6 protein-coding genes and 2 pseudogenes are annotated in these 6,650 nt (G+C 42.9%); all 8 read right to left on the reverse strand.

All coding sequences use genetic code 11. The features are described from left to right. On the reverse strand, positions 1-477 hold a 477-nt coding region (locus tag C5S62_RS04515; protein ID WP_104404242.1), incomplete at its 3' end, for a dihydrofolate reductase family protein. Positions 478-879: 402 nt separating this feature from the next. Continuing rightward, positions 880-1,158: a helix-turn-helix domain-containing protein gene (locus C5S62_RS04525; protein WP_016276694.1), complete on the reverse strand. Its 279-nt coding sequence runs from the start codon at positions 1,156-1,158 to the stop codon at positions 880-882. 12 nt (positions 1,159-1,170) lie between these two features. Further along, entirely contained in the window at positions 1,171-3,216 is a 2,046-nt protein-coding gene (locus tag C5S62_RS04530) for an AAA family ATPase (protein ID WP_104404244.1), read from the reverse strand. Next, positions 3,179-3,538, reverse strand: a pseudogene (locus C5S62_RS04535) (helix-turn-helix domain-containing protein). The gene C5S62_RS04530 and the pseudogene C5S62_RS04535 overlap by 38 nt, the downstream one beginning before the upstream one ends. Positions 3,539-3,755: 217 nt before the next feature. Further along, a complete protein-coding gene (locus C5S62_RS04540; RefSeq protein ID WP_104404245.1) occupies positions 3,756-4,601 on the reverse strand; it encodes an RteC domain-containing protein in 846 nt (281 codons plus the stop codon). A 1-nt stretch (position 4,602) separates the two neighbouring features. Further along, a complete protein-coding gene (locus C5S62_RS04545) occupies positions 4,603-5,286 on the reverse strand; it encodes a ferredoxin family protein (RefSeq protein ID WP_104404246.1) in 684 nt (227 codons plus the stop codon). Next, positions 5,283-6,410, reverse strand: a complete 1,128-nt coding sequence (locus C5S62_RS04550; RefSeq protein WP_104404247.1) for a GyrI-like domain-containing protein — start codon at positions 6,408-6,410, stop codon at positions 5,283-5,285. The genes C5S62_RS04545 and C5S62_RS04550 overlap by 4 nt, the downstream gene beginning before the upstream one ends. Positions 6,411-6,528: 118 nt before the next feature. Then, positions 6,529-6,650, reverse strand: a pseudogene (locus C5S62_RS13820) (chloramphenicol acetyltransferase); the annotation flags it as partial.

Below are 6,650 nucleotides of genomic sequence, written 5' to 3' on the forward strand. Positions count from 1 at the left end.
GCCCTCCAATTTTACCAAATGCACCGGAATTTCGGCTTGACCCGATGTTTCCCCGATAAAGCCGATGCCTTTGCCCAACATGACCGGGACGGTGTATATTGTCAGGCTGTCCAGCAACCCGGCTTTAATCAATGAAGTAAGCAGCTTGCCGCCGCCCACCACCAGCATGTCGGTTTCCTGTTTCAGTTCATAGACCCTTTGCAGCGGTTCTTCGGTCAGGAACTCCACGCCGCAGTCCGGCGTCACGTTGGTGTCGTAGTGTGACACCACAAAAGACCGTTTGCTTTTGTGCGGCCACCCGCCCCAGTGTTCAAAGATGTAGTTGTAGGTGTTCGCCCCCATAAGCAGGCAATCAGCATCCAAATAGTATTTGCCAACGATAGTTTTTACTTCATCGGGTAACCAATCCAGTTCCTTGTCTAAGGTGGCTGTATGTCCGTCAAGAGATACGGCGATATGCGCTTTAATTTGTTTCATCCTATCAGGTATTAAACAGTTGATAATCTTTTTTCAAACTGTCCGCTGCTACCTCAAAAAAAGAAGCGTGAACTTACACTGCTCCAAAGTAGAGGTACTGGCAATACCTTTGAAACGGGACAGGCAAGCCCACGCTATGACAAAGCATAGCATAGACATTGCGCTGAAATCTCGTTTCATTTTGAAAAGTGCCAGTTTTCTACTTTGAGATATTCGGCGAACGAATATGTTATTATAATGACGATATTACAGCCAAAACTGTTCAACCGCCGTTATTCTCTTATGTTACTTTTGCAAAAGTAGCGAAAATCACCGGAATAACCTTGCAAATAATAGAAATCCTGCCTTATTATCATAACAAGACAGGATTTAAAGAAGAAAATATATGATATTGATTATCACTTAATCCATGCGTTCACGGATTAACTTGTGTATGTCGCTTGCACGATAGAAATATTTTCCGTCTAACGTCAAGTAAGGCAGTATTCCTTTCTTCCGGTAACGTTGCAAGGTTTTGGTACTCACTTTCAGCATAAAGCACAAATCCTGATTGTCAAGGAGTTTTTCACCGTTCAGGTAATTGTGACCGCTTAACAGGCGGTCTATCTTTTTGTCCTGCATATCGAGCCTATCCATGATACGCTCCATCCAAGCCACGAAGTTTTCTTTATCTATATACATAAGGCTACCGGATTAAATAAGACCCATCATAAAATAGCTTTGGTTCACCGGGTCTTTAATGATAATCTCCCGTTCACGCATAAAGCGGATATAACTCTTTGCGGTGCGCTCCTTAACATCCAAAACCTGCTGTAACTGTTCGCAAAGGTCTATATAGGTGATATGTGCCTGTCGCCCGAAAATGTCACGGGCAACACCTACCAGTTCCCTTTCCTTGCGCTTCTCTTTTTCCTCACGGGGTTTCTCACCCTTGTACACGTGCATCCCGGCTTTCTTGTCCCATGCAAAGAGCATCAGAGGAACGTCCAGCGGGCTACCATCCCTTACTTTCAGTGATTTTACCACTGACTGGGCAGGTTCTTCGTCTTTCTCTATCGAAAGGATTGTAGCCGCCTTGCGCTGCAACTCGCTACCCAAATGTCCCCGTAACTTCAAGCCGTTCGGAACGAAGTGCAGCACACAAAGAATACAGGTGTTATAGATACCCGCCAACCGATAAAGTTCATCTATCACCGCCACGCTTTCCGCTTCATCATTGGCACTCTTAACAAGGTCGGCGATGCCGTCAATGACTACCAACTGGATGCCGTCATACTGGTAGTAGAATTTATCCATGCTCTGCACAATGGCGTTCAGGCGTTCTTTGCGTGACATCCCCGTCAGGCAAAACGCTTTCAGTTCATCGGGTTTGTCCGGCTGTTTGGCACGTGCCAGCAGGTTGCTTACATTCTTGAACAGTTGCACTTCCGACTGTTCGGTATCATAAAGCAATACCGCCTTGTGCCTGCCGTTGGCGGTTATCTGTATGCCCAGCGTATCTATGTCCGCACCAGCGGGGCAGATGCAGCCCGCCACGATTGCGGCTACATAATTGCTCTTTCCCGTTCCCTCGCCCCCGGTGATGCCGAACAGGTTGCCTTGTGTTCCTAACGGAACGTCACCCGCCGAAATAATCTCTTGCGCTTTGGCGGGCGGGTTGTTGAAATCTATTTCGCACGATTTTAGCATAATCAATGTGTCGCTATACAGGTTGTCTAAAAATTCGATAAACAGTTTCAGAAAATCTTCACGGGTGTTCCCGGCTTTGAAGTAGTCGGATATGTCCTTTTCCTCTTTCGTTCCCGGAAGTGGTAGCAACAGACGTTTCACGCCAAATTCTTCCAATAGCTTTTCCTGCTTGCGTGAACTTTCCTTGCCCGTTTTATCCATATCGAAAAGCAGGATGATGTGTTTGAATCGGAACGTCAGCCGATAAACCAGCGTGGGCGGGATAGTCACCGTTTCGCTATTGAAGCAGATAGCATTAAAACCGTGTGCCACCAGCGAAAGCACATCTTTTTCGCCGCCCGTGATAAAGAGCGTGTCACCTTTGGCGGGCAGTTGCTCCAACCCGAAACAGTAGTTTTCACCGAAGCTGCCGCCATAGAGGAAGCGGGGCGTGGAGAACGGGCGGTATAGCTTGATATATTGTTTGCCTTTGTAGCCGTACATGGGTTCTGCTACCGATGAAGTGTAGGTGTACGGTTTGCCCTCTGCCGTTTCGCTGTTGTATTCCCGGAGCGAACAGACCTTGTAATGTTCCAGCAGTTCGGGCGTGATGCCGTACTGTTGCCAGTACACCAGTTCGGCAAGCGGAAACTTCTGTTCCCGGAACTGGTAAGGCTTGACGTGCCTTTCGGGTGTTTCTTCGGTTTTGTCTGGCACTGCCCGGCGGACGGTTGCCGGGGACATGGAAACCGGAGTGCCGGAAGCCAGCCCCAAGCCCAAATCCCGGTCTATGATTTCCAGTATCTCCACGAAGTCAGCCGCCCAATTACAGTCCAGCCCCTTTAACTGCCCCACGAAGAAAAAACAATCGCCGCTATAATTGTCGTTGCCGAAGTCTTTCATTTTATACATACCGCTATGGCGGTCGAAGTAGATATTACAGGATGCTTTCTTATCCTGATAAAGAGGATTAAGAAAGTGCCTGCCAATACGCCAGTCCCCGGGTAAGTAATGTTTGAAAACAAGCAGACCGTTATTTGTTCTGCTTAGAATTTCTTCTTTCCTTAACATATTTCTGATGATTGGTTATCAGTTCATTTATACACTCCTTATCACGCTTAATCAGGCGTTCTTCCAACATTCACTTTACTTCCTTAATCTTGTAAAAGTAATGCCCCTTGATGTCGGAGTAAGAAATCATTCCTGCCGCCCGTAGGCGTTGTAAAGTACGGTCACTGATTTTCAGGAACGTGCAGACTTCGTAACTATCCACCCAAATTTCATCTTCATCAGTCTTGTTTTCGTCCAAGTGATTGAAAATGTAGTCTGCTATGGCGGTAATCTTGTTATCAAGTTCCTTATAGGCTTTTGACTCAAATGTTATAATCTCCATATTGCTAACTTATTGATTTGCTGCAAAGTTCGGGAGAAGAAATAACCTAAAAGTCATGGTTGTATCTATCATGGTATTACTTTTTTTCAAGCTATTTTTAGGGGAATATTGGCGTAAAAGTTCTCCGAAATGTCATTTTTCAAAGTAGATTTCACCATAAAAAGAAAGTACCATGTTGGGGAAAACATGGTACTTCTACATACTGGAATACAGGAATTTATTTCATATCATCTTCATTCATCCGCTTAACAAGGCTCTCTATCAGATGATGAAGATATGCCGTCCGGTCTTTTCTCTCTTTCATGGCTATGTATGAAGCGTAATAATCCCCTAAATCAATATGAAATATCGTGCTAAGGAAATTCATTATTTCTTTTATCTCCACGTTGCCATTATTGATGTCACCCGAAGATACAAGAGAATATCCCAATTCGATAAGATATGCCTTTTTGCCTGTAAAGCGGAACGGGTATTTGAAGCATCTTTGTAGATTATCTTCTATCTGATTATTCGTTACCAGTTTCACCAATCGCTTATTCAGATAAATGCGCAGCATTTCATTGGCGATAATCTTTGCCACTTTATAGTCATATCCGGTTGAGAAATTAGGGTCTTTGTCAAACTGTGCACTATCGGTACATAACCGCAAATCTGCTTTTCCACGAACAAAATAATATTCATCATACACAGTGGAGTGTGAACGGTAGTATTGATAAAAGTCCAAATTGCGATTGAAGAAATAGGTCAGATTATCCAGTTCCCGATTGATATAATTCCTAATCACTTCATCGCTACCGTTAGGGCATTGTGTTTCAATCTTGTATATCTTATAGAAGAATAGCAACCGACCGAGTATTTCCGGTTTCTGTGTCTTGAAAAATAAGATTTCGTCCTCTTTGGTTGGAAATATATAGGTTTGTATTTTAGTTCTCAAATCATCAAGAACCGTTTGCAGCTTATGTACCATTGAAAGAGAGGTTTCGATAATATCATAGCCGTAGAGGTCGATTTCGTCAATCTCTATGTCTATTTCCTGCAATATATTACCTATATACCCCTTCATCTTACTTCATAGTGATATGTCGTTTCATGTATGCCTTTGTTTTCGGGCAATAAACCAAACATTTCAAGCACGTAACACAGTCATAAACATTTACTATCTCATCCCTTGAAACATTCATGTCCCATACAACCCCGTTTAACGCTTTTTGAGGGCATACATCCCTGCATATATTACAATTACCGCATTGCGACGACTTGATTTCGTGTTCCATTATTGATAAAGGGGCATTTGTTAGGACAGAGCCAAGACATTGTGCCGCTCCATATTCAGCCGTGATGAACAGGTTGTTTTTGCCAATATAACCAGTACCACTAAGTACGGCAATGGTCTTATGTGGTAAAACGGACGTTTTTGTTGTGAAGTCAAATGTATTCTCGGTTATCAAGGCATTGTCGGACTGTGATAATGCTTTGTAACCTTTGCTGATAAGCCGCCCAGCCAGTTTGTCTGCAATCATTCCCACCCGTTTTTCTGCCTGTGCATATTCATCGCTGAGGGTATGCACATAATCGGGACTATCATGTACAGTTTTGATAAAATGTGGATTTATGGCAATTCCTATCAGTAGGGCATAGGGAAAACCCCGGTTTTGTCGTATATCCAGCATGGAAATATCCACGAAGTGAACAAAATCGGCATTTTCATTTCTTAGCTGTTGTTCAATTTCCTTATTTAAGTCATTCATTTGTTCTTTCGCACAATAGGAATATAAATATCCGTTCTCAACTCCGAAACAGGGGTCTTTTCGGGAGTATTGAGATAGGTTTCAAATGTGTAAGGCTCCCGTAGCGCATATCCACTTGTTGGCAACCAATCAAGGTATATGTAACGATATACTCTGTTCAACTCGTGATATAACCCCTTGAATTGAAACACTGCATATTCTCCGGCTTCTATTTCATGAACAGAAAAGCCATTGGGAACGTTAAATGATTCCGTAACGGTTATACCCACCATGAAACGGGTTTGTTCTTCTGAAGAAATTAGCGGACAATCCAATGTAAGGCTTATAAATTTACAGCCACTTGACTGTAAACCGCAATTTTCAGAAAGGCGTAGAATCTGTTTCCATAATACCGTAAAATCATGGTTTATATGTTCCGTCCATTCCAGTTTCAAACAGGCAATACGAACAGGCGGAACTTTCTCAATGCAAGGAACAATTTGCACCGGATACATTCCTGCGGGGTTAGCATTGGAATGTAGTTTACGAAATTCCGGTATCGTACACTTAAAATAACTTTTGAATGCCCTTGAAAGTGTATGTTTGTTTTGGTAGTTTATGTGGCATAACAATTCTGTAACACTTATATCGGTTGAAATTAACTTGAAAGCGATATATTCCAATCTTAACCGTTGAATGTAAAGCCCGACATTTTCACCACATACAGCCTTGAAAACACGCCGGAAATGGTATTTGGAAATACCTGCCGTTTGCGATAGGGCATCTAAACTAAGTTCCTCGAACAAATGGCGGTTAATGTATTCTTGTACCCTTACAATCAGCTCATATAACACGTGGGCTGTATTGATTTTTTGTTTCCACCGTTTTATTTCGGGAAGCCGTTTTGACATTACCTCTCTGATTTCCTGCGAAGTATAGGATATACCTACTTCTTTATAATACTCTTCGGGGAAAAGCCCCCAAAGGTAAATCAGATAGTCCATCGAAAAATCGTAACCCTTGACACCATGCTTCAAACAATAGTCGCAATATTCCGCACTCGTATTTACCCCAAGATTATTGTAGTCAATATCTAAGGGTATTCCGCAGGTTTGGCAATATTTGGTTTCTATGTCTGTTTCCATTGCTGTTTCTATTATTGAGAGCAAAGTTACTCAATCTGTTACGAAATCAGTTACCCTAAATAGTCATTTTTGAAATAAGCCGCAAAATCGTAACCTGTGTATATCATTTATAGCAAACTTACTTATACTGCAAATTGTCAATTGCTCTCTGAATCCCGTCCAAAAAGCGGGAAGCGTGCGCCCCATCCATTTGCGTGTGGTGGAACTGGAAAGAAACGGTAAGCGTCGTTTTCAGCAGGC

It is taken from the genome of Prevotella sp. MGM2, from assembly GCF_002933955.1.
Taxonomy (GTDB): domain Bacteria; phylum Bacteroidota; class Bacteroidia; order Bacteroidales; family Bacteroidaceae; genus Alloprevotella.

Excerpts from the sequence above, each read along its gene's own strand:
- C5S62_RS04525 (WP_016276694.1), bottom strand. The coding sequence starts at position 1,158 with ATGTATATAGATAAAGAAAACTTCGTGGCTTGGATGGAGCGTATCATG.
- C5S62_RS04530 (WP_104404244.1), bottom strand. The coding sequence starts at position 3,216 with ATGTTAAGGAAAGAAGAAATTCTAAGCAGAACAAATAACGGTCTGCTT.
- C5S62_RS04540 (WP_104404245.1), bottom strand. The coding sequence starts at position 4,601 with ATGAAGGGGTATATAGGTAATATATTGCAGGAAATAGACATAGAGATT.
- C5S62_RS04545 (WP_104404246.1), bottom strand. The coding sequence starts at position 5,286 with ATGAATGACTTAAATAAGGAAATTGAACAACAGCTAAGAAATGAAAAT.
- C5S62_RS04550 (WP_104404247.1), bottom strand. The coding sequence starts at position 6,410 with ATGGAAACAGACATAGAAACCAAATATTGCCAAACCTGCGGAATACCC.